The sequence below is a fragment of the Ralstonia sp. 1138 genome (genome assembly GCF_040544795.1).
In the GTDB taxonomy this organism is placed as follows: Bacteria; Pseudomonadota; Gammaproteobacteria; order Burkholderiales; family Burkholderiaceae; genus Ralstonia; species Ralstonia flatus.
The window spans coordinates 183,328-206,513 of sequence record NZ_JBEPKQ010000004.1; the positions used below are offsets into that span (position 1 = coordinate 183,328).

At 64.3% G+C, this 23,186-nt stretch carries 23 protein-coding genes; 7 read left to right on the top strand and 16 right to left on the bottom strand.

Annotated elements, in window-relative coordinates; all coding sequences use genetic code 11:
- Positions 1-68 precede the first annotated feature (68 nt).
- Positions 69-1,193, bottom strand: coding sequence for an alanine racemase (alr, locus tag ABIC76_RS18435; protein ID WP_354534857.1), 1,125 nt, complete (start codon positions 1,191-1,193; stop codon positions 69-71).
- Positions 1,194-1,837: 644 nt separating this feature from the next.
- Between alr and lplT the strand changes: the two genes are divergently transcribed.
- Entirely contained in the window at positions 1,838-3,154 is a 1,317-nt protein-coding gene (gene lplT / locus ABIC76_RS18440; protein ID WP_027677502.1) for a lysophospholipid transporter LplT, read from the top strand.
- A gap of 31 nt (positions 3,155-3,185) precedes the next feature.
- On the opposite strand, the gene ABIC76_RS18445 is transcribed toward lplT, so the two are convergent.
- From ABIC76_RS18445 to tsaB, 3 genes are read right to left on the bottom strand one after another with little or no spacing between them, the layout of a single operon-like run.
- Positions 3,186-3,992: a uracil-DNA glycosylase gene (locus ABIC76_RS18445; RefSeq protein ID WP_354534858.1), complete on the bottom strand. Its 807-nt coding sequence runs from the start codon at positions 3,990-3,992 to the stop codon at positions 3,186-3,188.
- The gene (gene rimI, locus ABIC76_RS18450) at positions 3,989-4,516 is read right to left on the bottom strand and encodes a ribosomal protein S18-alanine N-acetyltransferase (RefSeq protein WP_354534859.1); all 528 of its coding nucleotides are present in this window, start codon (positions 4,514-4,516) and stop codon (positions 3,989-3,991) included. Before rimI ends, ABIC76_RS18445 begins: the two co-directional genes overlap by 4 nt.
- A complete protein-coding gene (tsaB, locus tag ABIC76_RS18455) occupies positions 4,513-5,250 on the bottom strand; it encodes a tRNA (adenosine(37)-N6)-threonylcarbamoyltransferase complex dimerization subunit type 1 TsaB (RefSeq protein WP_354534860.1) in 738 nt (245 codons plus the stop codon). Before tsaB ends, rimI begins: the two co-directional genes overlap by 4 nt.
- A gap of 173 nt (positions 5,251-5,423) precedes the next feature.
- Between tsaB and ABIC76_RS18460 the strand changes: the two genes are divergently transcribed.
- Positions 5,424-5,693 (top strand): acyl-CoA-binding protein, encoded by a 270-nt coding sequence (locus tag ABIC76_RS18460; RefSeq protein ID WP_354534861.1) that lies wholly within the window; start codon positions 5,424-5,426, stop codon positions 5,691-5,693.
- A gap of 43 nt (positions 5,694-5,736) precedes the next feature.
- Here ABIC76_RS18460 and ABIC76_RS18465 read toward each other — a convergent pair whose 3' ends face one another.
- The 4 genes from ABIC76_RS18465 to ABIC76_RS18480 all read right to left on the bottom strand — a co-directional run bounded on the left by ABIC76_RS18465 (position 5,737) and on the right by ABIC76_RS18480 (position 10,243).
- Positions 5,737-7,194 carry a DHA2 family efflux MFS transporter permease subunit gene (locus ABIC76_RS18465; RefSeq protein WP_354534862.1) on the bottom strand — a complete coding sequence of 486 codons (1,458 nt, stop codon included), beginning with the start codon at positions 7,192-7,194 and terminating at the stop codon, positions 5,737-5,739.
- A gap of 90 nt (positions 7,195-7,284) precedes the next feature.
- Positions 7,285-7,755: an SRPBCC family protein gene (locus ABIC76_RS18470; RefSeq protein ID WP_027677508.1), complete on the bottom strand. Its 471-nt coding sequence runs from the start codon at positions 7,753-7,755 to the stop codon at positions 7,285-7,287.
- A 123-nt stretch (positions 7,756-7,878) separates the two neighbouring features.
- Complete coding sequence (gene aceB, locus ABIC76_RS18475; protein WP_102067094.1) at positions 7,879-9,459, bottom strand: malate synthase A; 1,581 nt, start codon at positions 9,457-9,459, stop codon at positions 7,879-7,881.
- An 85-nt stretch (positions 9,460-9,544) separates the two neighbouring features.
- Positions 9,545-10,243, bottom strand: a complete 699-nt coding sequence (locus tag ABIC76_RS18480) for a haloacid dehalogenase type II (protein ID WP_012761859.1) — start codon at positions 10,241-10,243, stop codon at positions 9,545-9,547.
- Between the two features lie 218 nt (positions 10,244-10,461).
- On the opposite strand from ABIC76_RS18480, the gene ABIC76_RS18485 reads away from it, so the two are divergent.
- The 5 genes from ABIC76_RS18485 to ABIC76_RS18505 all read left to right on the top strand — a co-directional run bounded on the left by ABIC76_RS18485 (position 10,462) and on the right by ABIC76_RS18505 (position 15,105).
- Positions 10,462-11,391: a LysR family transcriptional regulator gene (locus tag ABIC76_RS18485; RefSeq protein ID WP_004626580.1), complete on the top strand. Its 930-nt coding sequence runs from the start codon at positions 10,462-10,464 to the stop codon at positions 11,389-11,391.
- Positions 11,392-11,475: 84 nt separating this feature from the next.
- Entirely contained in the window at positions 11,476-11,910 is a 435-nt protein-coding gene (locus ABIC76_RS18490) for a universal stress protein (RefSeq protein WP_147216580.1), read from the top strand.
- Between the two features lie 175 nt (positions 11,911-12,085).
- Positions 12,086-13,576, top strand: coding sequence for an NCS1 family nucleobase:cation symporter-1 (locus ABIC76_RS18495; RefSeq protein ID WP_354534863.1), 1,491 nt, complete (start codon positions 12,086-12,088; stop codon positions 13,574-13,576).
- 25 nt (positions 13,577-13,601) lie between these two features.
- Entirely contained in the window at positions 13,602-14,336 is a 735-nt protein-coding gene (locus ABIC76_RS18500) for an aspartate/glutamate racemase family protein (protein ID WP_092970622.1), read from the top strand.
- A 28-nt stretch (positions 14,337-14,364) separates the two neighbouring features.
- The gene (locus tag ABIC76_RS18505) at positions 14,365-15,105 is read left to right on the top strand and encodes a GntR family transcriptional regulator (protein ID WP_354534864.1); all 741 of its coding nucleotides are present in this window, start codon (positions 14,365-14,367) and stop codon (positions 15,103-15,105) included.
- A gap of 99 nt (positions 15,106-15,204) precedes the next feature.
- Here ABIC76_RS18505 and aceA read toward each other — a convergent pair whose 3' ends face one another.
- The 8 genes from aceA to ABIC76_RS18545 all read right to left on the bottom strand — a co-directional run bounded on the left by aceA (position 15,205) and on the right by ABIC76_RS18545 (position 23,157).
- Positions 15,205-16,509, bottom strand: a complete 1,305-nt coding sequence (aceA, locus tag ABIC76_RS18510; protein WP_024975843.1) for an isocitrate lyase — start codon at positions 16,507-16,509, stop codon at positions 15,205-15,207.
- A gap of 386 nt (positions 16,510-16,895) precedes the next feature.
- Complete coding sequence (locus ABIC76_RS18515; protein ID WP_027677513.1) at positions 16,896-17,315, bottom strand: gamma-glutamylcyclotransferase family protein; 420 nt, start codon at positions 17,313-17,315, stop codon at positions 16,896-16,898.
- Complete coding sequence (rraA, locus tag ABIC76_RS18520; protein ID WP_027677514.1) at positions 17,312-17,809, bottom strand: ribonuclease E activity regulator RraA; 498 nt, start codon at positions 17,807-17,809, stop codon at positions 17,312-17,314. Before rraA ends, ABIC76_RS18515 begins: the two co-directional genes overlap by 4 nt.
- Positions 17,810-17,855: 46 nt before the next feature.
- Positions 17,856-19,583, bottom strand: coding sequence for a thiamine pyrophosphate-binding protein (locus ABIC76_RS18525; protein WP_354534865.1), 1,728 nt, complete (start codon positions 19,581-19,583; stop codon positions 17,856-17,858).
- A 67-nt stretch (positions 19,584-19,650) separates the two neighbouring features.
- Entirely contained in the window at positions 19,651-20,487 is an 837-nt protein-coding gene (locus ABIC76_RS18530; RefSeq protein WP_354534866.1) for a LytR/AlgR family response regulator transcription factor, read from the bottom strand.
- Between the two features lie 3 nt (positions 20,488-20,490).
- Positions 20,491-21,759 carry a sensor histidine kinase gene (locus ABIC76_RS18535; RefSeq protein ID WP_354534867.1) on the bottom strand — a complete coding sequence of 423 codons (1,269 nt, stop codon included), beginning with the start codon at positions 21,757-21,759 and terminating at the stop codon, positions 20,491-20,493.
- A complete protein-coding gene (locus ABIC76_RS18540) occupies positions 21,759-22,070 on the bottom strand; it encodes a 2TM domain-containing protein (RefSeq protein ID WP_354534868.1) in 312 nt (103 codons plus the stop codon). The genes ABIC76_RS18535 and ABIC76_RS18540 overlap by 1 nt, the downstream gene beginning before the upstream one ends.
- Before the next feature lie 127 nt (positions 22,071-22,197).
- Entirely contained in the window at positions 22,198-23,157 is a 960-nt protein-coding gene (locus ABIC76_RS18545) for a CysB family HTH-type transcriptional regulator (RefSeq protein ID WP_027677519.1), read from the bottom strand.
- Positions 23,158-23,186 lie beyond the last annotated feature (29 nt).

Consider the following 23,186-nt stretch of genomic DNA (forward strand, 5'->3'; position numbering starts at 1 on the left):
ACAACCCCCTGCTTACGGCGCCGCGCATGGGCGGCCGCCGCTTGATCTTTGTATTGACGATGCTGCGCTCAGGCAGCCTTGCCCAGGTCGCCGGCCTCTGCCGTGCTGACCGGTTCAACCGACACCGGCACGCGCGGCGCCAACGCACACATCAGCTCATAGCCGACCGTGCCGGACGCCTGCGCGACGTCGTCGATCGGCAAACCTTCGCCCCACAGCGTGACGGGGGTGCCGACGCGCGCTTCGGGCACGCCCGCCAAGTCCACGGTAATCATGTCCATCGACACGCGGCCCACGATATGCGTGCGCACGCCATCGACCAGCACCGGCGTATGGTTGCCGTCCCAGCCGGGCGCATGACGCGGGTAGCCGTCGGCATAACCGCACGCGACGATGCCGATGCGCATCGGGTGTTCCACAACAAAACGCGAGCCATAACCGATCGTCGCGCCGGGCTGCAGATCCTGAATGGCGATCAGCTCGCTCTTGAGCGACATGGCCGGCATCAGGCCCGTGCCGTCGATGTCCGCTGCCACGCCCGTCGGCGAGGCGCCGTACATGATCACGCCCGGGCGCACCCAGTCGCGATGCGCTTTCGGGTGCCACAACGTGGCCGCGGAGTTGGAAAGCGACGCCTCGCCCGGCAAACCTTGCGTGGCCTGTTCAAACGCGACGAGTTGATGCTCGATGCCGCGCGGGCCGTCGGCATCGGAAAAATGCGTCATGTGGACGATCGTGCCGACGCCCGAAATGGCGCGGGCGCGCTCCCACGCGGCGCGGTAGGCGGCAGGCGCGAAGCCGAGGCGGCTCATGCCCGTATTGATCTTGAGCTGCACGCTGATGGGCCCTTTCGGGCGCGCCAGTTCCAGCATGCGCAGTTGCTCTTCGCAGTGGACGGTGGTGGTCAGGCGGTACTGCTCGACGATGGCCAGGTCTTCCTGCTTGAAAAAACCTTCCAGCAGAAGGATCGGCCCCTGCCAGCCGAGCTGGCGCAGGCGGACGGCCTCGTCCAGATCGAGCAGGCCGAAACCGTCGGTCTGGCGCAGGCCTTCATACACGCGTTCGATGCCGTGGCCATACGCGTTGGCTTTGACGACGGCCCACACGCGCGAGTTGGGCGCATGACGGCGGGCAACCTGGAGATTATTGGCAAGTGCTGGGCCGTGGATGACGGCCTGGATGGGTCTTGGCATGACGGCAAACCTGCAAAACGTGAATGCGATGGCGCGCTTGTGGCGCGGCGTCGGTGCTGCAATGCAACAGGCAAATGGACGTTGCGGGGCCGGTGCGCCCGACCTCACGCGATGAGCGTTCTATTTGACCACAGGACGCCAACTGGTTCGCAGCTGTCATCGGCGCGCCAAAAAGAAAGTGCGCCGCCGTCACCGGAAGCGCACAAGTTTCATGATATAAAGCCGTTCAATTCAGGCATGGGAAAACAGTTGTGATGCGCTGTCAGCATAAGGAAAGTTGGGCACCCGCCACTTCTTTTTGCGCGATGCGGTCACATCCGGTTTGACCATGCGAGCAGGCGAGACCAAAACACATTCCGGGCGGAACGCATGGCCCGAACGTCTGTCAGTGAAGATTCCCGCGGTTGCCCGGCGATGCATGTCTTACAGCACTGCATGGGCCCCGTCCAAGGGAACCACAACCAGGGGAGCCCGCGCGGGCACAGGCTTCGATGCCGCCACCGCGCACCTGTGCGCTGCACGGCCGGTCGGCCGTCGCAACGCTTGGCCGGCACCCCCGGGGGGCACTTCCGAGTGCCGGCATGCTGCCGGCAGGTCGTGAAGAGGAAGATGGCACCGCGGTCTACGGGGATGAATTCGAAGGTATGAAGAAGGGTTTTTACACCATCATGGCGGCGCAGTTTTTTTCGTCGCTCGCCGACAATGCGCTGCTCATTGCCGCCATCGCCCTTCTGACAGAGATGCATGCGCCGCAGTGGATGACCCCGCTGCTCAAGCTGTTCTTCGTGCTCTCTTACGTTTTACTTGCCGCATTCGTCGGCGCGTTTGCCGATTCCCGGCCCAAGGGCAAGGTGATGCTCATCACCAATGCAATCAAGCTGGTGGGCTGCGGTGTGATGCTCACCGGTCTGCACCCGCTGCTCGCCTATGGCGTGGTCGGTTTTGGTGCAGCGGCCTATTCGCCCGCCAAGTACGGCATCCTCACCGAACTCCTTCCCCCTGAAAAACTCGTCGCCGCCAATGGGTGGATCGAAGGCCTTACCGTCGGCTCGATCATCCTGGGCACCGTGCTCGGCGGAGCGCTGATCTCAAACCATGTGTCGGCCTGGCTGCTGTCGTTCGACATTCCGGGGCTCGAGCGCATCGACACCCCAGCCGAAGCGGCGATGCTGGTGATCATGGTGATCTACCTGATCGCGGCGCTGTTCAATACGCGCATTCCCGACACCGGCGCGCGCTATCCGCAGCAGGAAAAGAATCCGGTACGTCTCATTTCGGAGTTTGCCGACTGCTTCAACGCACTGTGGCGCGACAAGCTGGGCCAGATCTCCCTGGCGGTGACGACGCTGTTCTGGGGCGCGGGCGCCACGCTGCAATTCATCGTGCTGAAGTGGGCCGAGCAATCGCTGGAGCTGAATCTCTCGCAGGGCGCCATTCTGCAAGCCGTGGTGGCCGTCGGCGTGGCGGCCGGCGCCATGGCTGCCGCCGTGAAGATTCCGCTGCGCCGCTCGCTCGACGTGCTGCCGGTGGGCGTGGCAATGGGCGCAGTTGTGATGCTGATGGCGTTCTACACCAAGCACACGATCCCGGAAGTCACGTTCCACATCGGCCATATGAAGCTGCCGCTGTACATGATGATCGCCTACCTGTTCCTGATGATCGTGGGCGCCATGTCAGGCTTTTTCGTGGTGCCGATGAACGCACTGCTGCAGCACCGCGGACACGTGCTGCTCTCGGCCGGCCACTCGATTGCCGTGCAGAACTTCAACGAGAATGTCTCCGTGCTGCTGATGCTGTGCCTCTACGCGCTGCTCATCAAGCTCAACGTGTCGGTGAGCGTCGTGATCGTGTCGTTCGGCATCTTCGTCTGCGTGACGATGGCGTTGGTCATGCGCCGGCATCGCCTCAACGAAAAGCTGTTTCACACCGCCGCGCTCATCGGCGAAGACAAGCACCACTGACGCAGTGCCCGCCCCGCAGGCGGGCAACTGACTACTGGCCGCCGCGCTCCGCGTAGATCTTGCGCGCCAGGCAGAGGTCTTCCCAAGCACGCGCCTTGTCAGTCAGCGTGCGCAAGAGGTACGCCGGGTGGTACGTCACCACCACGGGCACACCCTCCACCTCATGCACTTTGCCGCGCAGCTTGCCGACAGGCGTTTGCGTCTGCAGCAGGTTTTGCGCTGCAATGCGGCCCAGCACGACGATGATGCGCGGCTTGACCAGCGCAATCTGACGCTTGAGATACGGATCGCACATCGCGGCTTCGTCCGGCTCCGGATCCCGATTGCCGGGCGGGCGGCACTTGAGCACGTTGGCGATGAACACGCCCTTCTCGCGCGACAGGCCGATCGATCGCAGCATGCTGTCGAGCAACTTGCCGGCCTGCCCGACGAACGGCTCGCCCTGCTTGTCTTCCTGCTCGCCCGGCGCCTCGCCGATCAGCATCCATTCCGCCTCGCGATCGCCAACGCCGAACACGGTGTTCGTGCGGCGCTCGCACAGCTTGCACGACGTGCAGTTGGAAACGGCGGCTTCGAGCTGTGCCCAGTCGAACGCGGCGATGCGCTGGGCGCGTGGGACAGCCGTGTCAGATGGCGCTTCCACCTCCATGACAGGCGTTTGCGCTTCAAGTCGCACTGGCTCAGAGTTGGCAGCGACAAACGAATCGGCTTCCACCTCGACGGCCACCGGCTCGGCGACAGCGACCTCGACGGCCTCCACCCCGGCCGGCTCAGCCCCGCGCAAGGTCCATTCGGTCGAAACGCCCAGCGCTTCGAGCATTCGGGATCGACGATTCATGCGGCCTCCACCCCGCTCGCCTCGCACACCATGCGCATGACGAGCGCATCTTCGCGCGTGTTGTTTTCAGCCGGGTAATAGCGCTTGCGCCGGCCGATCTCGGCAAACCCGATACGGTGATACAGCGCAATCGCGCCGGTATTGGAGGGACGCACTTCCAGCAGCAGGCTGCCGAAGCCATGCACCAACGTGAGCGCTGTTGCCAGACGCATGAGCCAATGGCCGAGGCCTTGCCGTTGCCACGCCGGTGCCACCGTCACGTTGAGCAGGTGCATCTCGTCCACCACCGGCATGAGAATCAGGTAACCCGCGACCTCGTTGCCGCCGTCACGCAAGACAATGCCGAGGTGGCCGGACTTGAGCGAATCCTCAAAGTTGCCGCGCGACCAGGGAAATTTGAACGCCGCCAGCTCCACCGCCGCAACGCCATCCAGATCGCGTGCCGTCATGCGTTCTGCGCGCCAGCCCGCAGGCAGCGGCGCCTGCGTGATGACGCGGGCGAGTGCGTTGTCGATCAGGCTCATGGCTGGGCACCTGCGGCCGCCTTGGCCTGCTGCACCGCTTGGCGCTCTTCAATGGTGAGCGCGACCTTGTCACGGACATAGAGCGGCGCCGCATCTTCAGGCCGCACGGTATGGCCGGCGGCCAGCAGGCGCAGACCCACGGCGATGATTTCCCGAGCGTGCGGCGCAACTTCGGGCAACACAGCGGCGGCCCCTGCAGCGATGCTCAACTGATCGCCGAACACCGTTACGGCGTTGCCCGCCAGCCAATACGGCTGCGACGGCGCGATAACGTTTTGGGGCCCGCTGACCTGGATGGCGGAAAGCGCGTGCCAACCCGATGCGTCCTGCGCCGCATCGGCGGGAACGAAGCTGGCCCAGTAGCACTCGTCCATACGCGCATCGAGCGCGATGCTCACGGCTGTGCCGCCGGGCAACGTTGCGCGCGTCTGCTCGGCACAGGCAACAAGCGAGTTGACGGGCACGACCGGCAGATCGGCACCAAACGCCAAACCCTGCGCCACGCCGCACGCTGTGCGCAGCCCGGTAAAGGAACCCGGCCCGGCGCCAAAGGCAATCGCCGCGCAATCGGCCAGGGCGATACCGGCCTCGGCCAGCAATTCGGAAGCCGCCGGCAGCACGCGGCTACTGGAGCGCGGGCCGGTATGTTCATGGCGGAACAGCGTGCGCGTGCCATCACCAAGGGCGACGGAACAGAACTCGGTGGAGGTATCGAAAGCAAGAATCCAGGGCATGGCGGCATTGTACCGGCTGGTGTGGCGCCTGAATGCGCAAACCCGTGGCTGCGCCTCGGGAAACCGGGCCAAACATCGCGCAGAAAACCGAAGCCGTCCTCGAATTCAAACGGCCCGACCGCCGAACCGCGGCGCTATCATCGCCAGACCATTGTTTTCAGCCGGGAATCATCATGAGCGACCTGCAAGCCCGTTTCGACCAAGCCCAAATCGACGTCAAGGGCCTCTCCGAGCGCCCCGCCAACATGACGCTGCTGCGTCTGTACGCGCTGTACAAGCAAGGCGCTGAAGGTGACGCACACTGCGACAAGCCTGGCTTTACCGACATCGTCGGCCGCTACAAATTCGAGGCGTGGGAAGGCCTGAAAGGCACGTCGCAGGACGAGGCCAAGCAAAAGTACATCGACCTCGTCGAAGAACTGAAGAGCGGCGCAACGACCTGATCGTCGAATCGCCAACGAAGAACCGGGCCCCGTGCCCGGTTTTTTATTGCGCTGCGGGAATGGCAGACGGCAGCTCGCGGCGGCGCATGCGCCATGCAGCCAGCACGGCCAGTGCGCACAGCGTGCCGAGAAAGATGAAGGTCTCGTCAAAGGCCAGGATGCGCGCCTCCGGGTCGACTGCCGCACCGTGCACCGTTTCGATACCGCGCGTGGCGAGCCGCCATTGCAGAAAAATGCCCGTCGCCGACACGCCGATCGCCCCGCCCAATTGGCGCAGGAAATTGACAGCGCTGGAGCCTTGCGCGATCAACGTGAAATCGACACCACGCATGGCGCCCAGGCTCAGCGACGGCAGCACGAAACCCAGCCCGATCCGCCCGATGACGGCGATGGCGATGAGCAGCAAGTAGCTCGTTGCCCGGGTGTTGGTCGCCATCAGGAAGAACGAAAGCGCCAGCGCTGCCAGCCCGAACGAGACCAACCGGAACGGCTCGATGCGATTGGTCAGCCGCCCGGCCAGCATGATCGTGACGGCCAGCACTAAGCCGGCAGGCAGCAGCACCAGCCCGGCGCGCGACGGCGCATACGCCAGCGCCACCTGCATATACACCGGCACGAGGTACGTCGAGCCGTACAGCCCCGCCCCGTAGATGAAGGCCACGACCGCCCCCATCGCAAACTGCCGGTAGCTGAACAGCCGCAGGTTGAGCAACGGCGAATCCACCCGCCGCTGCCAGAACACGAAGCCCGCCAGGCACACGGCCGACACGAGCATCAGCACAACGCCGTGTGCAGCATCGCCGTGCAGCGCGACCAGCCCGTTGAGCAGCGTGACGGTCGCACCACCGATCAACAGCAGGCCGCGCCAATCAAGCGGTTTGGGCTCGCCCGCCATCGACGAGTTGATGGCCATGAAGCGCCGCGCCATCGCCCAGCCGATCAGCGTGAACGGCATCACCACGAAGAAGATCGAGCGCCAGCCGAACAACTCCACCAGGAAACCGCCCACGCTCGGGCCCACGGCCGGCGCTAGCACAACACCAAAACCGAACAGGCCGAATGCCTTGCCCTGCTCCCGCTCCGGAAACACGCGCAGGATCAGAATGTTGGGTAGCGGCTGCATGATGCCGGCCGCAATCCCTTCCACGACGCGCATGGCGATCATCACTTCGTAATTGGGCGACAGGCCACCCGCCAGCCCGCCGACGCCCAGCAGCAGCAACGCGCCGATAAACGTACGACGCAGCCCGAAACGCAGCAGCAGCCACGGTGTCAGCAGCATCGACAACGTCATCGCCACCATGAAGCTGGCTGAGACCCACTGCGCGCGTTCCTGCCCGAGCACGAAATGCCGGCTCAGATCGGGAATCGCCACATTCACGATGGTGGCGGAGATGACGGACGACACCGCACCCACCATCAGCGTGAAGAGAACGAGCCACTTGAAGCGCTCGCCGTAACGCGCGCGCAGCGCCTCCAGGGTGGGCGTGAATGTCGTCATGGTCTCGTTGTCGTGATGTGTGAGACGACCAGGGTGCAGGCAGAGCAAGCCCGGCCGGCGCCTCCTCCAGCGCCGGACGGGCGGGACACGTCAGCCGAGGCGGCCGGTGGCGGCGATCTCGCGGATGCGGCGCACGGTGTCGATGTCGGATTCGCGGTAGGCGGATTTGACGATCTCGGCGTAGCGCGTGTCGCCGGTTTCGTCGGCGTTGGGCAGCGTCGTGTCGTAGATGAAGCGGATGAACGCGGCGTTGGCCTCGTTGCTCTCGATCGTCATGGTCAGCGAGCCGCCGGCGTGTTCGCCCGTGGCTTCGGTGGTGTACGTCACGCGCTTGTGGGGCTCGAGGGTCACGCGGTCCTGGATGCGCGCCTTGCCGAACACGAGTTCGCGCTCGACCCAGCCGTCGCCTTCAGCGGTGATGATGCATTCGTCCAGGCTTTCGACAAATTCGGTTTGCTCGCGCACGCGCAGCACCAGGCCTTGCCAGATCTGGTTCAGGGTCAGCGTGTCGATGAGGGGGTTCAGTGGATCGTTGACTTCCACCAGGTGTTCAAAGCGCAAAGCGGCCTCCGCAAGATTTCGTGACATTATCGCGCGGCTTGGCCTGCCTTGCGCCAAATGAAAAAACGCCGGCGGGTTGCCCCGGCCGGCGTTTCCTCAGCGCGCTTTAAGCGTCGCTTAACTTCAAATCTCTTCGTACAGCGGCAGCGTCAGGAATTCCGCAAAGTCTTCCGACGTCGACATCTGTTCGAAGATTTCTGCAGCGCGGTCAAAGTGGCCCACCGCGCCCGTCTCCTTCACCTTGGCCAATTCTTCCGGGATCAGCTTGCGCACCAGTTCAGCCGTGACCTTGGTGCCGTCTTCCAGCTTGCCCTTGGGCGAGCGGATCCACTGCCACACCTGCGAGCGCGAGATTTCTGCCGTGGCGGCATCTTCCATCAGGTTGTGGATCGGCACGCAACCGTTGCCGGCCAGCCAGGCACCCAGGTAGTGGATGCCGACGTTGATGTTCATGCGCAGGCCAGCTTCGGTGATCGGCGTTTCCGGCTGGAAGTCCAGCAGGTCGGCAGCCTTCACTTCCACGTCGGGGCGTTGCTTCTCGAACTGGTTCGGCTTGTCGCCCAGCACTGCCACGAATTCCTTCATGGCCGGCTCGACCAGGCCCGGGTGTGCCACCCAGCCGCCGTCGTAACCGTCGGTCGCGTCGCGCTTCTTGTCGTTGATGATGCCGGCCATGGCGATGGCGTTCTTCTCCGGATCGTTCTTGATCGGGATCAGCGCGCTCATGCCGCCGATGGCGGGTGCACCGCGCTTGTGGCAGGTCTTGAGCAGCAGCAGCGCGTAGGCACGCATGAACGGCGAGGTCATCGTCACCTTGGCGCGGTCGGCCAGGCAGAAGTTCTTGTCGACCTTGAACTTCTTGATGCACGAGAAGATGTAGTCCCAGCGGCCGGCGTTCAGGCCCGCGCTGTGCTCACGCAGTTCGTACAGGATTTCTTCCATCTCGAACGCGGCGAGGATGGTTTCGATCAGCACGGTAGCCTTGATCGTGCCTTGCGGCAGGCCGATCTCGTTCTGCGCCATCACGAAGATGTCGTTCCACAGACGCGCTTCCAGATGGCTTTCCATCTTCGGCAGGTAGAAGAACGGGCCGGCGCCGCGCGCGATCTGCTCCTTGGCGTTGTGGAACAGGAACAGCGCAAAGTCGAAGATGCCGCCGGACACACGCTCGCCGTCGATCAGCACATGCTTCTCGTCGAGGTGCCAGCCGCGCGGACGCACCTGCAGCGTGGCGATCTTGTCGTTGAGCTTGTAGGTCTTGCCGTTCTGCTCCAGCGTGAGCGTGCGGCGGATGGCGGCCTTCAGGTTGACCTGGCCCTGGATCTGGTTGTGCCAGCTCGGCGAGTTCGAATCCTCGAAGTCGGTCATGTAGCTGTCCGCGCCCGAGTTGAACGCGTTGATGACCATCTTGGCATCGACCGGACCGGTGATTTCGACACGGCGGCAATGCAGTGCCGGCGGGATCGGAGCCACCTTCCAGTCGCCTTCACGCACGGCCTTCGTTTCCGGCAGGAAATCCGGGCGCTCGCCGGCATCCAGGCGCTTGGCGCGCTCGACACGGGCAGCCAGCAGCTCTTTGCGACGCGGCTGGAAGGCACGGTGGAGCTTGGCGACCAGCGCCAGTGCTTCGGGGGTCAGAATGTCTTCGTAGGCCGGCAGAATCTCGGCCTTGATCTCCATGCCTTGGGGCAGCGTGAGCGCCATGGTTGTTCTCCAGAAGATGATGTGAGGGTTGAACGCGTTTTGGTCTTACTTTGGTCCTATGGCTGGACCGATTCAATGCAATGCCTTACGTCGCTTGTGTTGCCTGCACGAACTGCAGCAGATCGCGCATGTCGTGGCCGGCCGCGGTGGGTGCCACGTCGAGCGCCTCGGGCGGATGCCCCAGGCGGTTGATCCAGAACGTTGTGAAGCCGTACCAAGTCGCGCCGCAGGCATCCCAGCCATTGGACGAGACAAACAGAATCTGTTCCGCCGGCACACCAAACGCTTGTGGCGCCAGCGCGTAGGCTTGCGGCGCGGTCTTGTAGAGCTTGACCGCATCGACCGACAGCACGTGATCGAACAGCCCGGACATGCCGGCACTCTTCACCGCAATGTCGAGCATCTGGGGGTTGCCGTTGGAGAGGATGCCCAGCGGCAAGCCCATCTCGCGCAGGCGGCGCAGCGCAGGCACGTTCTCGGGAAACGCCGACAGGCACGCATATTCGCGCATCAGCGTGGCTTCGTCGTGGGCCGAAAGCTCGACACCCAGGCGTGCGGCCGCATAGCGCAGCGCATCGACGGTGATGTCCCAGAACGGCTTGTAGTGTTCGCCCGAGGGGCCGGCCAGCGAGCGGATGCGCGTGTAGTCGATCTGCTTGTCGCGCCACAGCACCGACAGCGCTTCGCCCTTGCCGGCAAACAGTTGCTCGGCGCGCGCGGCCACGGAATACACGTCGAACAACGTGCCATAGGCATCGAAGACCACCGCGCGAATCGAACTCATCAGAAGCTCCACGGACCCGAAAGTCCCGCAATTGAGCGTTCCATCACGCAGAACGCCTTGCCGACCTTCGCAACGAGGGCCATTGTAGAAAAGCTGACGCACCGCACAAAGACGGCAATGGTCACTTGATCTTTAACTTTTACCGACGGAATGACGAGTGATAACCTTTATATTCGTCACAATCCCGCAGGCCCCGGTCGGCACGGTATACATCAGGCATGGATCATTTCAAGCAGCTCGAAACCTTTGTCGCCGTCGCCACGCGCGGCAGCTTATCCGCCGCCGCCGCCGCTGAAGGCGTAGCGCCTGCCATCATCGGGCGCCGTATCGACGCGCTGGAAGAACGCCTCGGTGTCAAACTCCTCGTCCGCACCACGCGGCGCATCACGCTGACGTTCGAGGGCTCGGCCTTCCTCGAAGATTGCCAACGCATTCTCAACGACTTGCACAACGCCGAGGCCAGCGTCTCGGCTGGTGGCGTGAAAGCCAGCGGGCATCTGCGCGTGACCGCCCCCGCCGGTTTCGGCCGCCGTCATGTCGCGCCGATGGTGCCGGACTTCATCGAGACCCATCCGGATGTTTCGATGACGCTGGACCTGGGCGACCGCGTCGTCGACCTCGTCAACGAAGGTTTCGACTGCGCCATCCGCCTGGGCGATCTGCCCGATTCGAGCCTCGTGTCGATCCGCCTGTGGGAAAACCGCCGCGTGGTGGTGGCTGCGCCGTCGTACCTGGAGCGCCGTGGCGTTCCGACGCAGGTGGAGCAGCTTTCCACCCACAACTGCCTGGCCTTTGGCGCCAGCGCCAACGTGCAGCGCGGCTGGGTCTTCCAGCAAGGCGGCAAGGCCGTCACCGTGAAGGTGTCGGGCACGATGGAATGCACCGACGGCGCCGTGCTGCGCGAGTGGTGTTTGCAGGGCTACGGCCTGGCGTGGCGCTCATGGTGGGAGGTCGGGCATGACATTGCCACGGGCAAGCTGGTGACAGTGCTCGACGCCTTTGAAGCACCGCCGATCGGCATCCACGCAGTGTTTCCGCAGCGCAAGCATCTGCCGCTGCGCGTGCGGCTGTTCATCGACTTCCTCAAGAACACGTATGGCAACCCGGCCTACTGGCGCCGGGCAGACGCCTTGATCGGGATGGATTAGCAATCACCCCGAGTGGGTGAAACACCGCATGCGGCCTACAATCAAGACAAGAACGTCTTCCCGCATCCCACCTCAGGAGGCCGCATGTTCCAGCACATCCTCATCCCGACCGATGGTTCCGAGCTGTCGCGCAAGGCGGTGGCAGGGGCGCTCGACTTCGCCAAGACGCTGGGCGCGCGCCTGACGGCCTACACCTGCCTGGAGGAATACCCGTACACGCCGTTTTCCGAGATCGTCGTGGAGACACCCCAGGCGTTCAAGGAGCGCGTCGAAGCGCAAGCGCGCGTGGTCCTCAAGGACGTGGAAGACGCCGCCGTCAGCGCCGGCATCAGCTGCGACACCGACATGAGCTGCTTCGCCGTCCCGTACATGGGCATCATCGACGCGGCCGAACGCCATGGCTGCGACGTCATCTTCATGGCCTCGCACGGGCGGCGCGGGTTGGCCGGGCTGCTGCTCGGCAGCGAAACGCAGAAGGTGCTCACGCATACCGAGATTCCGGTGATCGTCTACCGCTGAAGCGACCTCCCGCAAGCACGATAACCAGCCGCCTTTTTCAGGCGGCTTTTTTTTCTCCTTGACTCTTGGCTTCCTGACGCATACAACTTTGTACACAAAACAAAAACAAGTTGTGTACATTTTTGCGCACAAGATCGCCCGGTCCTGAAACCGGCAAAAAACCAAAGGAGACAGCATGACCACGACCACCGCTTCGGCGGCGCAGGCGGTTGATTCGCCACACGCGCATCCCCACGTCATCATCAAGCCGCACTACGACCCGCGGCTCACCAACGAAGATCTGGCGCCGCTGCGCAAGCAGTCCTGGGGCACCTACAACATCTTCGCGTTCTGGATGTCCGACGTGCACAGCGTGGGCGGTTATCTGACGGCAGCAAGCCTGTTCTCGCTGGGCCTGTCGAGCCTGCAGGTGCTCTTTGCATTGCTGGCGGGCATCGTGATCGTCCAGGTGTTCTGCAACCTCGTCGCCAAACCCAGCCAGGCGACGGGCACGCCGTATCCAGTGATCTGCCGCGCGTCGTTCGGGGTACTGGGCGCCAACATTCCGGCCATCATCCGCGGGCTGATTGCGGTGGCCTGGTACGGCATCCAGACCTATCTGGCATCGAGCGCGTTCATCGTGCTGGCGCTGAAGTTCATGCCGCAGCTCGCGCCGTATGCCGACGTCGCGCAGCACGGCTTTGTCGGCCTGTCGACGCTCGGTTGGGCGGCGTTCATGCTGCTGTGGGTCCTGCAGGCGTTCGTGTTCTGGCACGGCATGGAATCGATCCGCAAGTTCATCGACTGGGCGGGCCCGGCGGTGTACGTGGTGATGATCGCGCTGGCCGCATGGCTGGTGCACAAGGCCGGCTGGAACAACATCAACCTCACGCTTTCCTTTCTCAAATACGAGGGCTGGGATGCCGTGCCGGTGGTGCTCGGCGGGATCGCGCTGGTGGTGTCGTACTTCTCCGGCCCGATGCTGAACTTTGGTGACTTCTCCCGCTACGGCAAGGATTTCACCTCCGTCAAACGCGGCAATTTCTGGGGGCTGCCGGTCAACTTTCTCGGCTTCGCGCTGCTGACGGTCATCACCACCTCGGCCACGCTGCCGGTGTTCGGCGAGATGATCTCCGACCCCGTCGCCGTGGTTGCCCGCATCGACAACATCACGGCCGTCGTGCTCGGCGCGCTCACGTTCATGATCGCGACCATCGGCATCAACATCGTCGCCAACTTCGTGTCGCCGGCGTTCGACTTTTCCAACGTGGCGCCGCAGCACATCAGCTGGCGCACGGGCGGCATGATCGCGGCAGTCGCGTCGATCTTCATCACGCCCTGGAACCTCTACAACAACCCCGAGGTGATCCACTACACGATCGACGTGCTGGGCGCGTTCATCGGCCCGCTGTTCGGCATCCTGATCGCGGACTACTACTTTGTGCAGCGGCAGCAGGTGCATGTCGACGATCTCTACACGCTGCGCCCCACGGGCCGCTACTGGTACCGCAACGGCTACAACCCCGCCGCCGTCTGGACGATGATCCCGTCCGCGCTGATTCCGATGGCGTGCGTGGTCTTCGAACGGCTGCATGTGCTGGCCAATTACAGCTGGTTCATCGGCGTGGGCATCGCGCTGGTGCTCTACACCGTGCTCAGCCGCAAGCAAAGCACCCTCTCCCGCTAACCGGCGTCATCCACGCATCAACAACATGGACATCCGCATCATCAACCCCAACACCACGACGAGCATGACTGCGCTCATCGGCCGCTGCGCGCAGGCCGCGGCCGCGTCGGGCACGCGCATCACGGCGGTGAGCCCGAAGATGGGCCCGGCTTCCATCGAAAGCCATTACGACGAAGCGCTCTCGGTGCCCGGCATCCTGGAAGAAATCCGCCACGGCGAACGCGATGGCGCCGATGCCTACGTCATCGCCTGCTTCGGCGATCCGGGCCTCTACGCTGCACGTGAACTCGCGCACGGCCCGGTAATCGGCATCGCTGAAGCGGCCATGCACATGGCGAGCCTGATCGGCAACAGCTTCAGCGTGGTGACGACGCTCGAGCGCACCGTCGGCATGGCCTGGCACCTGGCCGAGCGCTACGGCATGCGGCATGCGTGCCGCAACGTGCATGCAAGCGACCTCCCCGTGCTGGACCTGGAGAAACCCGGCTCCAACGCACGCCAGATCATCCTCGAAGCCTGCCGCAGCGCGCTCGCGCAAGACCGCAGCGACTGCATCGTGCTCGGCTGTGCCGGCATGGCCGACCTGTGTGAAGACCTGAGCGCCGAGCTGCACGTGCCTGTCATCGACGGTGTGGTGGCTGCGGTGAAGCTGGTCGAGGCGCTGGTCGGCATGCGGCTTTCCACCAGCAAGCGCGGCGACTGGGCCCGGCCGCTTCCGAAACCCTATACAGGGATGCTTGCCCCCTTTGCGTTGGCGTAGCGCAAGGCGGAGTGGCGCATTTGCTACCATGCACCATTCCGCTTTTTCTTCTGCACCGCCACCTGCCATGCCCGCACCCGCACGGGAACCTGCCGACAGCCAACCAGCTGCCGAACCGATCTACCAGGGCCTGCTGACGGCCATCATGGAGCACCGACTGCCGGCCGGCACCAAGCTGGTCGAAGAACGGCTGTGCGAAGCGACCGGCGCCGGCCGGCCGCGCATCCGCCAGGTGCTGGCCCGGCTGGCGCATGAGCATCTGGTGACCCTCGTGCCGAACAAGGGCGCGTTCGTCGCGCAGCCTTCCGTGAAAGAGGCGCGCGACGTTTTCCAGACCCGCCGCATCATCGAACCCGAACTGGCCAGCATGCTGGCAAACGCGTGCACGCCGGCAAAGGCCAAACGCCTGCGCGAACACATCGCCGCCGAACAGGCCGCGCGCGAACGCGGCGACCGCGCGGCCACCATCCGTCTGTCCGGCGAATACCACGTCCTCATTGCCGAGATGGCCGGCAACCATGTGCTGGAACGGCTGACGCGCGAAGCGGTGTCGCGCACCTGCCTGATCATCACGCTCTATGACCGCCCCGGCCTGCCCGCCTGCCCTGAACACGAGCACGACACCCTGACCGAAGCGATCGCCACCGGCGATGCCAAGCGTGCGCACGACCTGATGCGCGAGCATCTGGAGCACATCGAGCACTCGCTCGACCTGCACGCCACACCCACGTCGGCGCTGGATCTGGAATCGATCTTCAAGCGCGCCTGACGAAAAAAAACCGCGCCGTTGAGGAAGCGCGGTTCGAGAGGCCAGCGTGTGGTCAGCACGGCAGGCCCTGCTGCCTAGGTGCCGGATGCGTCGGCAACCTCAGGCAACCTTCTTGGCTTGCGCCGTTTCTTCGAAGAATTGTTCGTCTTCGGTCGAGCCCTTCAGCGCCGTGGTCGACGCCTCGCGTTCGATGGTCTGCGTCACTGCGTCGAAGTAGCCCGTGCCGACTTCGCGCTGGTGCTTCACCGCGGTGAAGCCCTTTTCCGCCGCCTTGAACTCGGCCTCTTGCAGCTCCACGAATGCGCTCATCTGGTTGCGGGCATAGCCGTACGCCAGGTTGAACATCGAGTAGTTCAGGGCATGGAAACCGGCCAGCGTGATGAACTGGAACTTGTAGCCCATCGCGCCGAGTTCCTTCTGGAATCGGGCGATCGTCACGTCGTCCAGGTTCTTCTTCCAGTTGAACGACGGCGAGCAGTTGTAGGCCAGCATCTTGCCCGGGAACTTGGCGTGGATGGCTTCGGCAAACTTCTTGGCGTATTCGAGATCCGGCTTGCCGGTCTCGCACCACACGAGGTCAGCCACTTCCGCATACGCCAAGCCGCGCGAGATGGCTTGCTGCAGGCCCGGCTTGGTGCGGTAGAAGCCTTCAACGGTGCGCTCGCCGGTGCAGAACGGCTTGTCGTTCTCGTCCACATCGGTGGTCAGCAGGTCGGCAGCTTCTGCGTCGGTGCGGGCGATCAGCACGGTCGGCACGCCCATCACGTCGGCAGCCAGACGCGCGGCCACGAGCTTGCTCACGGCTTCGCGGGTCGGCACCAGCACCTTGCCACCCATGTGGCCGCACTTCTTCACGGCGGCCAACTGGTCTTCAAAGTGCACGCCGGCCGCGCCGGCCTCGATCATGGCCTTCATCAGTTCGAACGCGTTCAGCACGCCGCCGAAACCGGCTTCCGCATCGGCCACGATCGGCGCGAAGAAGTCGATGTCGTCCTTGCCTTCCGACCACTGGATCTGATCGGCGCGCTGGAACGTGTTGTTGATCTTCTTGACGACCTTGGGCACCGAATCCACCGAGTACAGCGACTGGTCCGGATACATCTCGCCATTGCTGTTGGCATCGCCCGCAACCTGCCAGCCCGACAGATAGATCGCCTTCAGGCCCGCCTTCACCTGCTGCATGGCCTGGTTGCCCGTCAGTGCGCCCAGGGCGTTGACGAAGGGCTCGTTGTTGATCAGGTCCCACAGCTTTTCGGCACCACGCTTGGCCAGCGTGTGCTCGATCTGCAGCGAACCGCGCAGACGCACCACGTCTTCAGCCGTATAACCGCGCTTGATGCCCTTCCAACGCGGGTTGGTATCCCATTCCTTCTGCAGCTTTTGCACTTCGAGTTCGCGTGACATCGCACTCTCCTGTTTGATCGCATCCATCAAATAACCGGTAACTCACTCTGCGCCTTGAGCCGCTGGCGCCTTCTTGGGGCGCCGCTGGGTGGCTCAAGTCATATGTCTTATATAAGAGTGTAGAAACGGGCAGTGCAATGCAACAAGGAGAAGATGCTTCCCCGCGTAAGTTTTTAATTCTTTTTTTTCAAAGGCTTACCAACGATATTTCACGATACGGAAAGATCTTTTCTATCATGAAAGACAGCGATGGTGCTGTGCGACGCGGAATTTTTGCGGACCAAAACCCCTTTCCGCATTGTGAAAAATCGTGGGCACCTGCCCATCACATCGCAGGGGCACAAAAAACGCCGCAGATGCGGCGTTTTTTTGAGCCTCGAATCTCATCAGGTGCGTGCCAGGCGATGCGCCACCCAATCCCCGCCCGTAATCACAGCACGTCCGGCAATGTGTTTGGGGCTGACCGGATACACAATGCAGTCGACCGGTTCGCTGCCCAGCATGACGGCGTGGTTCTCGCGCAGGAACAGCGCGTCCCCGCCCGGGTAGACCTCTTCGATCTCGTCCAGCACCGGAACGAGCGCCGCGTCGATCCGATACACATCGCCGCGCACGGCGGTGCCGGTCGGGTCCAGCACGAGGCCGGGGTACGCACCAAAGTCGTACAGGCGGCCGTGCAACATGGCCGTACCGAGCAGCTCCGGCTCGGGAATGCCGCGCTTTGCCGCAGCAACCCGCAGGTCGTTCGCCTCCCCGGCGCGCAGCGTGCCGTAGACGAACACATGGATGGCATTGGCGTGGTTCATTCGAGCATGTCCTGCGAAACCAGCACGCCGTCTTCATCGGCATAGACCCACTCGCCGGACTGGATGTACGCACCCGGCATCTGCACGCCCACTTCGCGCTGCCCGGCGTTCTTCTTGATGCTCTTGCGCGGATGCACCGCCAGGGCGTGGATGCCGACGTTGCATTCGGCCAGCTCGCGCGTATCGCGCACGCAGCCGTTGAGCAGAATGCCCTCCCAGCCGTTCTCTTCGGCCAGCTTGCCGAGGTTGCCGCCGACCAGCGCGCAGCGCAACGAGCCGCCGCCGTCGATCACCAGCACGCGGCCTGCGCCCTGCTCTTCCAGCGCGGCGCGTACCAGGCCGTTGTCCTCAAACACCTTGAGCGTGGAAGCCGGGCCGGCAAACGCGGCGCGCTTGCCAAAGCTGCGGAAGACCGGCGTGAGCACACGCAGGCTTCCGTACACCAGCTTGTCTTCGTGCATGTCGCACAGGTCGGTTACAGGAATCATCGTCATGGCAATGGGTGGATGGCGTTGGCGAAAACGAAAAATGAAAGCGGAATCAACTGCGTGACTGCGCGCGCAGCGAATCGATCGTCGCGCGCGGGCTGATGATGTTCGGATCGGTCTGCACTTCGATGACGGTGGCAACGCTTGCCGCCAGCGCGGTTTCCACCGCCGACTGAAACCCTTCGAAGGAGCGCACCGTGTGCCCCTCAGCGCCGTAGGCTCTGGCCAGCGCGGCGAAGTCCGGGTTGCGCAGCTCCGTACCGCTGACGTGCTCGGGGTACTCGCGCTCCTGGTGCATGCGGATGGTGCCGTACATGCCGTTGTTGACCACGATAAAGATCACGAGCGCGTTGTACTGCATGGCGGTCGCCAGCTCCTGGCCGTTCATCAGGAAGCAGCCGTCGCCGGCCATGCAGATGACGGGCGTACTGGGGCTGACGATCTTGGCGGCCACGGCAGCCGGTGCGCCGTAGCCCATCGCGCCGCTCGTCGGCGCAAGCTGCGTACGCGAGCCTGCCGCCAGCGCACCGTATTGATAGAAGCGATGCAGCCACGTAGCGTAGTTGCCTGCGCCGTTGGTCAGGATGCTGTTGTGCGGCAGGCGCTCGCGCAGCCACTGCATGGCACGGGCCATGTCGATGCCCTTGCCACCGAACGGCGGCGGCGCGATGTTGGCGCGGTAGTCGGCGTTGGCGGCTTCTGTCCAGGCGGACCAGCGCGGTGGCGCATCCGGCGACACGCCATCCAGCGCTTCGGCCATCGCGGGCATCGACGCGTGGATCATCAGGTCGGCCTGGTAGACACGCCCCAACTCTTCAGCGCCGGCGTGCACGTGGATCAACGTCTGCTTCGGGCGTGGCACATCGAACAGCGTGTATCCGGAGGTCGTCATCTCGCCCAGGCGTGTGCCGATGGCGAGCACCACGTCGGCGTCTTTCACGCGTGCCGCGAGTTTCGGGTTGATGGCGATGCCGACATCGCCAGCGTAATTCGGGTGGCGGTTGTCGAACAGGTCTTGCCGGCGGAACACGCAGCCCGCGGGCAAATTCCAGCGCTCGGCAAAGGCTTGCATGCGGGCGGCCGCTTGCGGCGTCCAGCCGGAGCCGCCCAGCAGCAGCATCGGGCGCTCGGCGTTCTGCAACAGCGTCTTCAGTTGGGCAAGGTCATGCGGGCCGGGCCAGGCCATCGCGCGGGCTTTCGTTGCCACCTCGGGCGGCACATCCGGCACGGTCGCAACCTCGGTCAGCATGTCTTCCGGCAGCGCCAGCACAACGGGGCCGGGGCGGCCCGCGGTGGCGGTCTGGAAGGCGCGCGCGATGTATTCGGGGATGCGCTCGACACTGTCGATCTGCGCGACCCACTTGGCCATCTGGCCAAACATGCGGCGGTAGTCGATTTCCTGGAACGCTTCGCGATCGACAAAATCGCGGCCGACCTGCCCGATGAACAGGATCAGCGGCGTGGAGTCTTGAAATGCGGTGTGCACGCCAATGCTGGCGTTGGTGGCGCCCGGCCCGCGTGTGCAGAAGACGATGCCGGGACGACCGGTGAGCTTGCCGTAGGCGTCGGCCATGTTGGCGGCGCCGCCTTCTTGCCGGCAGACGATGAAGCGTGCACGGTCGCGGCGCTGGTAGAAGCCTTCGAGCACGGAGAGGTAGCTTTCGCCCGGCACGCCGAAGGCCAAGTCGACGCCGTGGGCAACCAGTGCATCGACAAGAATCTGGCCGCCGTGGCGTGGCTCGGCAACGTTGCTGGCGGGGCGTGCGGCGGGTGTCTCCATGGCGGGTGCTTTCGCTCTCGATCCGTTGACGACACGAAGGATCATAGCGGAGCCGCCCCCGCGGCGACTACATCTGCCGGAACAAATGCGCGTATTGCCGCGCGACCGGCAGCGTCTCGGTGCGCCCGCGTATCTTCAGCCCCAGACGGCCCAGCGACAGATGCACGGCGCTCGACACATGCGCCACGTTGACCACCGTACCGCGATGCACCTGCCAGAAGTGCTCCGGGTCGAGCTGGGTCAGCAACTCCCGCAGGCTGGTGCGGATGAGCGATTCGCCGCTGCCGGCTACCACGTTGACGTATTTGTCGGTCGCTTCCAGGTAGATCACGTCGTCCACGGGGATGAAGCGCACCTCCTGCCCGACCAGCGCCTTGATGAAGCGCAGATACCCACCCTGCGGCGTGGCTCGCGTTTGGGCCGCGCCCTGCAGCCCCGCAAGGCGCTCGACGAGTTCAGCCAGCGTCTGCGCCGGGTCCGTGGCGGCGGTGGCGCGGGCGTTGCCGTTCGGGCGCGTGCCGAGCCGGTCCTTCAGCCGCTTGACGGTCTCGGCCAGGCGCTCGGTCTGCACGGGCTTGAGCACGTAGTCGACCGCGGCCTGCTCGAAGGCGTCGAGCGCGAACTGGTCATAGGCTGTGACGAACACCACCAGCGGCCGGTCTTCCCTGGCCGACAGCTCGCGCGCCACGTCAATCCCCGACAACCCCGGCATGCGAATGTCGAGAAAGACCACATCGGGCGCCTCCCCGTCGGCCGCGTCGTCAATCACGTCGAGCGCCGATTGGCCGTCGTGCACGGCCGGCAGCAGCGTGGCATCGGGCCACAGCGCCGTCAGCTCGGCGACGAGGTTCTCAGCCAGCGCCGGTTCATCGTCGGCAATCAGCAAGCGGGGGGAAGCAGGCATCGATCAGGTTCCGGCAGAGGCGCGCGAAGACAGCGCAGCGGTGGCAGTGGCGTTGGCCGTGGAGCGAGAGAAGCGGCAGCGCCATTCCGGCGCATCGGCTTGAGACGGTGCAGGCGCCGTTTCATGCGCCAGCGGCAATTCGACGATGATCGTCACGCCGTGCGGCACGGTCTCGGTGATCGTCAGCCGCGCGTCGCCATCAAACAGGCGCGACAGACGTTCACGCACATGCGTGAGCCCCAGCCCGGAGCCCTTGGCACCGTCGTTGCCGAAGCCGACGCCCGTGTCGCGCACTTCCAGCACGAGGCGCTCGCCGTCATGGCCGGCAGCCAGGCGCGCAGACAGGGCGATCTCGCCGCCCTCGCGCGCGGGTTCGATGCCGTGCACCACGGCGTTTTCCACCAGCGGCTGAATCAGCATGGGCGGAATGACGATATTGGCGATGGCATCGTCCAGCGCCAATGAGAAACGCAGCCGATTGCCGAAGCGCAGCGCCTGGATGTCGAGATACGCGCGCAGCAGCGCAAATTCCTGCGCCAGCGTGCACTGCTCGGCGCGTGCGTGCGAAAGTGAACTGCGCAGAAAGCCGATCAAATGCTGCAGAAGGCGCCGCGCGGCGGCCGGATCGCGCGCAATCAGCACATCGACGTGCGCCAGCGAGTTGAAGAGGAAGTGCGGCTCGATCTGCGCCTGCAGGGCCATCAGCTGCGCACGCACGACCTGCTTTTCGGCCTCTTCGCGCTCCAGCGCATCGAGTGCCGCCTGGCGCTGCAGTGCTGCCAGCTTGCCGCGCGACCAGTAGTAATACGTTGCGCCCAGCGCGGCCAGCATGGCGATGATGAAACTCATGCGCAGGCTGTCCGCGCGCCAGGGTTCCGGGTTGACGCTATTCAGGCACAGGATCGTCCGTGCGATCCACTGCCCCAGCGGCACGCCGATCAGCACTGCGCCCACGATGATCCACGGAAACACCTTCTTGTTGGGCGGGCCGTCGCCCCAGAGCACGTGGCGCGGAATGCCGATCAACGAGAACATCGCCAGCCCGATTGCCTGGCTGAAGATGAAGTCTTTCCAGAAGGTCTCTTCCGGCCGGATGCCGAACGCAAGCACCGCCGCAATCAGCGTATTGATGACGATGATGACGGCGTAGCGGATCACCCAGCGCCGGGCTAGGCGCAGGCAATCCGCAAGCGAAGGGAACGACACATTGGCGAACATGCGGGCGATCTTACCGGAGGGTTCTCCGGCGTTGAAGCTTGGGGTTTCCCGCATCACTGGCGGCCGGCTTGCTCGCGCAAACGGGCGAGTTCCTGCTCGACCATGCGCTGGTAACCGTTGCCCTGGCTCCAGGCCAGGCTCAGGCCGTGTGCGGCCAGGCCCAGGCCCCACCCCAGCAGCGGCCAGACAAACCAGAACTGGCCGCGCGACAGCGCAATCACGGCCAGCCCGGCGTTAATCGCCAAAAACGACAGCAGGTGAATCCGGAACCCCAGGCGCGCGCCGGCGCGGTGTCGAGCCCGGCGCAGCAAGGCGGCGTCGGATTCGGTCGATGGGGAGGCTTGGGTATAGGGCACGGCGGACATGGCGGTCTCTAGTGGAACCGAGGATGTCCGCAGTATAGGAATGGCGCCCAGGCAGGCGCCATGCCGATGCGACGAATGGTGCGATTGGGCGGATGAACGGTGCGCGGCCGCCCCGCCCGCAGGACGATTACGCCGCCAGCGCCTCCCGCGCAGATTGCGTCACCACCGTGGAAGCGACCGCTTCCGCCACCGTTTCGCGCGACAGATGCGGCGCGAACATCCCGATGAAGTCATGCGCATAGCCGCGTAGATACGCGCCACGGCGCACCGCCACACGCGTGGTGTTCGGCTCGAACAGGTGATCGGCCCCGATGCAGACGAGGTTGTCATCCTTGCGGCCGTCATACGCCATCGACGCGATGATGCCCACGCCCACGTCCAGCGCCACGTACGTCTTGATCACGTCGGCATCCATGGCGGTCAGCACGATCTCGGGGTGCAGGCCCGCGCTGGCAAATGCTGCATCGATGTTGCGTCGGCCCGTGAAGCCCGCGTCGTACGTGATGAGCGGATACTGCGCCACGTCTTCCAACGTCGGGAGTGGATTCTTGGTCAGCGGATGGTCCGGGCTGACCACCAGCACGTGACGCCAGCGGTACGCCTCGAACGACGTCAGCCCCGGCTCGTTGGCCACGGCTTCGGTGGCGATACCGATATCGGCCTGCCCCGTCAGCAGCAGCTCGACGATGTGCGAGGGCGATGCCTCCTGCAGCGCCAGCGTGACGTGCGGGTATTCCTTGCGGAACGACTGCACCACCTTCGGCAGCGCATAGCGGGCCTGCGTGTGCGTGGTCGCCACGGTCAGGCGGCCGGATTGCCGGCCGGAGAACTCCTCGCCAGCCTGGCGCAGGTTTTCGGCTTCGAGCAGCAGCCGTTCGACAATGCGGACGATCTCGCGACCCGGTTCGGTCAGGCCCGTCAGCCGCTTGCCGTAGCGCTCGAAAATCTCCACGCCAAGCTCATCCTCCAGCTCGCGAATCTGCCGCGACACGCCGGGCTGCGACGTGTACAGCGCGTTGGCGACTTCGGTCAGGTTGAACTGGCGGCGTACCGCCTCGCGAATGGAACGCAGTTGCTGGAAGTTCATGGCTCGTGTCCTCTCGTATTGGTTGTCGT

Excerpts from the sequence above, each read along its gene's own strand:
- ABIC76_RS18500 (WP_092970622.1), top strand. The coding sequence starts at position 13,602 with ATGGACATCCGCATCATCAACCCCAACACCACGACGAGCATGACTGCG.
- ABIC76_RS18465 (WP_354534862.1), bottom strand. The coding sequence starts at position 7,194 with ATGACGACATTCACGCCCACCCTGGAGGCGCTGCGCGCGCGTTACGGC.
- ABIC76_RS18480 (WP_012761859.1), bottom strand. The coding sequence starts at position 10,243 with ATGAGTTCGATTCGCGCGGTGGTCTTCGATGCCTATGGCACGTTGTTC.
- ABIC76_RS18495 (WP_354534863.1), top strand. The coding sequence starts at position 12,086 with ATGACCACGACCACCGCTTCGGCGGCGCAGGCGGTTGATTCGCCACAC.
- ABIC76_RS18545 (WP_027677519.1), bottom strand. The coding sequence starts at position 23,157 with ATGAACTTCCAGCAACTGCGTTCCATTCGCGAGGCGGTACGCCGCCAG.
- ABIC76_RS18505 (WP_354534864.1), top strand. The coding sequence starts at position 14,365 with ATGCACCATTCCGCTTTTTCTTCTGCACCGCCACCTGCCATGCCCGCA.
- lplT (WP_027677502.1), top strand. The coding sequence starts at position 1,838 with ATGAAGAAGGGTTTTTACACCATCATGGCGGCGCAGTTTTTTTCGTCG.
- rimI (WP_354534859.1), bottom strand. The coding sequence starts at position 4,516 with ATGAGCCTGATCGACAACGCACTCGCCCGCGTCATCACGCAGGCGCCG.
- tsaB (WP_354534860.1), bottom strand. The coding sequence starts at position 5,250 with ATGCCCTGGATTCTTGCTTTCGATACCTCCACCGAGTTCTGTTCCGTC.
- ABIC76_RS18535 (WP_354534867.1), bottom strand. The coding sequence starts at position 21,759 with ATGCGGGAAACCCCAAGCTTCAACGCCGGAGAACCCTCCGGTAAGATC.
- ABIC76_RS18515 (WP_027677513.1), bottom strand. The coding sequence starts at position 17,315 with ATGAACCACGCCAATGCCATCCATGTGTTCGTCTACGGCACGCTGCGC.
- rraA (WP_027677514.1), bottom strand. The coding sequence starts at position 17,809 with ATGACGATGATTCCTGTAACCGACCTGTGCGACATGCACGAAGACAAG.
- ABIC76_RS18525 (WP_354534865.1), bottom strand. The coding sequence starts at position 19,583 with ATGGAGACACCCGCCGCACGCCCCGCCAGCAACGTTGCCGAGCCACGC.
- alr (WP_354534857.1), bottom strand. The coding sequence starts at position 1,193 with ATGCCAAGACCCATCCAGGCCGTCATCCACGGCCCAGCACTTGCCAAT.
- ABIC76_RS18445 (WP_354534858.1), bottom strand. The coding sequence starts at position 3,992 with ATGAATCGTCGATCCCGAATGCTCGAAGCGCTGGGCGTTTCGACCGAA.
- ABIC76_RS18490 (WP_147216580.1), top strand. The coding sequence starts at position 11,476 with ATGTTCCAGCACATCCTCATCCCGACCGATGGTTCCGAGCTGTCGCGC.
- ABIC76_RS18540 (WP_354534868.1), bottom strand. The coding sequence starts at position 22,070 with ATGTCCGCCGTGCCCTATACCCAAGCCTCCCCATCGACCGAATCCGAC.
- ABIC76_RS18460 (WP_354534861.1), top strand. The coding sequence starts at position 5,424 with ATGAGCGACCTGCAAGCCCGTTTCGACCAAGCCCAAATCGACGTCAAG.
- ABIC76_RS18485 (WP_004626580.1), top strand. The coding sequence starts at position 10,462 with ATGGATCATTTCAAGCAGCTCGAAACCTTTGTCGCCGTCGCCACGCGC.
- aceB (WP_102067094.1), bottom strand. The coding sequence starts at position 9,459 with ATGGCGCTCACGCTGCCCCAAGGCATGGAGATCAAGGCCGAGATTCTG.
- aceA (WP_024975843.1), bottom strand. The coding sequence starts at position 16,509 with ATGTCACGCGAACTCGAAGTGCAAAAGCTGCAGAAGGAATGGGATACC.
- ABIC76_RS18530 (WP_354534866.1), bottom strand. The coding sequence starts at position 20,487 with ATGCCTGCTTCCCCCCGCTTGCTGATTGCCGACGATGAACCGGCGCTG.